This is a genomic window from Salipaludibacillus sp. CF4.18, from assembly GCF_051262595.1.
Classification (GTDB): domain Bacteria; phylum Bacillota; class Bacilli; order Bacillales; family Salisediminibacteriaceae; genus Salipaludibacillus; species Salipaludibacillus neizhouensis.
In genome coordinates this window covers 1-4,077 of the sequence record NZ_JBIMEV010000110.1, presented here as the reverse complement: position 1 = coordinate 4,077, position 4,077 = coordinate 1, and the positions used below count along the sequence as shown (strand labels likewise).

General features: G+C 30.7%; 4 protein-coding genes and 1 pseudogene. 3 read left to right on the top strand and 2 right to left on the bottom strand.

What is annotated here, in order from left to right; translation table 11 throughout:
* On the top strand, positions 1–1,720 hold a 1,720-nt coding region (locus ACHABW_RS25380), incomplete at its 5' end, for a hypothetical protein (RefSeq protein ID WP_435759793.1).
* On the top strand, positions 1,720–2,460 hold the full coding sequence (locus ACHABW_RS25375; protein WP_435759791.1) for a hypothetical protein: 741 nt from the start codon (positions 1,720–1,722) through the stop codon (positions 2,458–2,460). The genes ACHABW_RS25380 and ACHABW_RS25375, both read left to right, overlap by 1 nt.
* 334 nt (positions 2,461–2,794) lie before the next feature.
* Here ACHABW_RS25375 and ACHABW_RS25370 read toward each other — a convergent pair whose 3' ends face one another.
* The gene (locus ACHABW_RS25370; protein ID WP_435759789.1) at positions 2,795–3,136 is read right to left on the bottom strand and encodes an HNH endonuclease; all 342 of its coding nucleotides are present in this window, start codon (positions 3,134–3,136) and stop codon (positions 2,795–2,797) included.
* Positions 3,102–3,707: a hypothetical protein gene (locus tag ACHABW_RS25365; RefSeq protein WP_435759787.1), complete on the bottom strand. Its 606-nt coding sequence runs from the start codon at positions 3,705–3,707 to the stop codon at positions 3,102–3,104. Before ACHABW_RS25365 ends, ACHABW_RS25370 begins: the two co-directional genes overlap by 35 nt.
* Before the next feature lie 118 nt (positions 3,708–3,825).
* Between ACHABW_RS25365 and ACHABW_RS25360 the strand changes: the two are divergent.
* Positions 3,826–4,017, top strand: a pseudogene (locus ACHABW_RS25360) (helix-turn-helix domain-containing protein); the annotation flags it as partial.
* Positions 4,018–4,077 lie beyond the last annotated feature (60 nt).

Sequence of the window (4,077 nt, the reverse complement as noted above, 5' to 3'; positions counted from 1 at the left end):
TATACATGTCAAAGTTATTAATAATAACTTTGACGAGGATAAATGGATATTCAAATACAAATTAAATAATGAATCGCAGACTTTTGATTTTGGATTTGCAAGGGATGTAATGAAGTTTAGTAAAATTGCAAATGTTGATGATTTAGTGGACACCTTAAAATGCTGGATAGCATTTAAATTGGGGGAAAAAGGTATTGAGTCAGTAAGAACTAGTTTTTCAGATATACTTTCGGCTTGTTTTGGATCACAGTGTTTTAACGGAGAAATAATGGAAGTATTTATTACAAAATTAGAGCAACACAAGATTTATCGCTTAAAGAGACAAAAAAGTAATTTCATTGAAGTTGATGTAAGGGATGCTTCTATAGATATCTATTGTAGAAATTTGATTGATTTTTTGAAGTTTGATGATTTATATAAACATCAAGAATATATTGATAAGATTTCATTTGTTAAATCTAAGACAAAAATCAATGTTAGTAATCGTGAACTTATATCTTACGCTGATATATTAAAATTTAAAAAATACATTGATTTTTGGGCAGAAGATATCGAAGAAATGGATAGAAATGAATACCTTAAATTTTTCCCAGTATATTTATGGTGGGAAATAACAACTGTAATTCCAATGAGGCCTACTGAATTTTGTCATTTACAAAATAATTGCATTAGTAAGAAAGGTAATAGGTATTATTTAACATTTCCAAGATTTAAACAACAAAGGAAAGGTGAAAATCGATTTCAAGATACTTATGATACATTACCTATACCAAGATTAGTTTATGAAAGAATAGAATCATATATTAAAGTAGTGAACGGTAACGTACGTTCAGGTCATTTGTTTAATTTTTCTACTTTTGTGGAAGCTTCTAGAGATATTGAAATTGAGTATAAAGGAGAAGAGATATTTTCAATAATTTTCCTTTTGGAACTTATTGGGAAATTTTACACGCAAATTATACATCAACGATACAAGGTAAGCATTAACTATGTGGTAGGGACTTATAAAAATATTTTTTTTAGACATAGAAATAATGAATACGAAAGTTTTAGTTGTCCAGGTAATGATTCTATTGATGGTATGTTACGTCCAGGTGATCTAAGACATATTGCTATATTGAATATGTTCTTACAAGGCTATGATACAGTTGAGATACAAAGACTTGCTGGGCATATACATGAGGAAACGCAACTGGGGTATCAAAGGCATATGCAATTTTGGGTAGATAGTCAAATTCAACAGTTGGCAATAGATTTCTCAAATCATAATATTCAAAATAGCTCTACTGATTATAAAGAATCTATTCACCCAAAAGCAATTGAAAAATTTAATAAATTATATAAACACAGGGTGTTTGTTGGGAAGGATACAGAGGAGATTCCTAGGGAGCAAGATTTAAAAATTGGCTATTGTAATGATGAAACCATGCCTTGTCCAACATTTAACTGGAGGCATAGTGGGTGTTATTTTTGTGAGCACTGGGGAATTTCAGAACAAGAATTACAAGAGAAAAGAGAGGAAATAATTTATGATATGTCATTAATATATGATCAACTTAAAGATAAGGTTAATTTTATGAAGTCGCTTCTTCAAATACAATTAGACGAAATTGGTAATTTTGATAAACATGCAAAAAAAAGATTATCTGTAACTTCTATAGAAATACAAGATGGTATTACTAATATTGCAAGAATGATTTCCATGTTAGGAGTAAAATAATGTCGAAAAAAAGGGGACCTAAGAATATTATTAATGATTCAAATATTAATGAGCTAAAAGAACTTATTATTGAATTTGATGAATATAGTAACATAAAGTCTAAAATTTCTGCAAAAGATCTTTCTGAGTATATTCAGATGATATCGGTTAATAGAGAATTAAACTTTAAGCCACCTAGTTATAGCTGGTGGAAAACTTCAGGTAAAAAATATATTGATGAGTATAATAAAATAAAAACACAAACTATTAGAATAAGTGAAACAGAACAAGTTGACATGTTGGATTTAATGGATACAATCGAAAAGCATGGTGGAGCAAATAAAGAAATGCTAAAAAAACTAATTTCGCCAACTCATCAAATAATTATTAATTTAGAAGAAAAGATAATATCTCTTGAAAAAAAAGTAGAAAACCTTAATGAAGAATTAAATGAAACTAAAACAATAAATAGGAACTTAAACGCAACTAATGAAAAGAGTCAAGAACTGATTTTTTCTTTATTTTCTGTTAGTCAACAAGCAGACAGCGGATTGAATAACCTATTGAATTTAGGTAAAACTAAATCAGAAGTTGTTAATCTTTCGCTACAAAAAACCTTCGATGATCCTATAGCTTTTATTCATGAAATGAAAAACAAAGGAAATAGGACAACTTCTAAAAAAAATTCCAATGATAAAGTTATTAATATTAAAGGGAAGAATATAAAAACGAACGATCCTCACGAAGATTATGACTACTAAAATACTGTGAAAATCCTTTATAATTGTTACAAGTTTGAAACAACTCGAATTATTATATAAAGAGGGAAGTCGTGATAGAAGAGTATAAAAAAGAGACTACATCAAAAATACAATTCTAGGTTATAGTCTCTTTCTAATTTATTTCGGATCGCGCGACTATGAAGTTTTATTTTAATTAGTGATATCTTTTAAAATTAATGAATTAAACCTCGCCTCACCAAACCTTACCGTACCTGACCCCGCCTCGCCAATCCATTCCGGGCCTTTCCCAACCCCGTTAGCCTAACTCTTCAGCAATAGGATGGCTATTCCTATTGGACAGAATACATACATATTATAATTCTGTTTCGTCTTCCCATACTAATTCTCTCCAGTTTGGTGGAATTAGCCCCTTTTTTAATGCATTATCTATCATTCCTTGATGCCGATGGTCTGCCCTTAATATATGGCACCTTTGACACAGGGTTCTTAGATTAATAAATTTATTTTTTCCTAATTTTCCACTTTTTATATGATCAATATGGCACTCGTTTAATTTTAATTTTATTTTACACTTTGTACACTCTTTATTATCTCGCTTCCAAATTATTGGTCGAATATTTTGTCTCCATATTTCTACTGGTGTTCTAATATGAGGCAAATTAACCAACTCTATTCTTAAATTCTTCAATTTCAAAATCCACAACCTGAAAACGGCCGAACCCGATAGACCTTCCATCTGCTAATCCAGTTAATTGTCCAGCATCGTTACAAATTGATTTCATTTGCTCCCGACTAACTATTGTATTTTCCCAAAGTATATTAAATTCTGTTTTCCATTCAGTGGAAACAGCTACCCTATATCTAACATTTCTTCCTTTAGAATTGGGGTTTTTAACAGACCGTATATCTAAATAAACCGGTTGGCTAGAATCACTCGTTAACTGATCTATACATTTGGGTATAAAACGATCTAATAATATCTTGTCATCCATGACTTGTAGTGTGGATACTACCTTAGGCTGAATTGAACCCTTTCCTTGTTTCGTATACTTGCTTCCCTCACGTATACAAGCAAATATATACGAGGGATCTAGGTAAAGCTGGCGATCTGGTGTTGCGGAATAGGTTTTTTTCCATTCTTCTGGATCATTTCCAGCTACACCGGTTCTTTCTTTTCTTTCTAGTGGTATAGTATCTGTCGTAAAGCGATGGAATAAAAGTGGACGAACTCCTTTAATTGAAACTTTTGCAAATATTAAAGCCAAAATAATTTCCTCCTTTAAGGTAATTGTACTTATAAGTATCATTATTAACTATTATTTATAGTTTATACGTCTTATATAGACATTGTCGCTTCCCTAACCTTAAGATGAGGTGATAAATATGTCCGATATCTTAAAATTAGTTGGGGAGAAGATTCGTATAATAAGAAAAGAAAAGGGTCTTACTCAAGAAGACCTTGCTGAAATAGCAGATCTTCAACACTCATATATAGGTGGTATTGAGAGAGGAGAAAGAAATATTTCTTTATTAACTTTAGAAAAAATAACTAATGGTTTGGATGTTTCGCCAAGTTTGTATTTGGCAAGTAAAAAATGTATGTAATGGCAATTAAAAATGCATGCCACTTGCCGC

Excerpts from the sequence above, each read along its gene's own strand:
- ACHABW_RS25375 (WP_435759791.1), top strand. The coding sequence starts at position 1,720 with ATGTCGAAAAAAAGGGGACCTAAGAATATTATTAATGATTCAAATATT.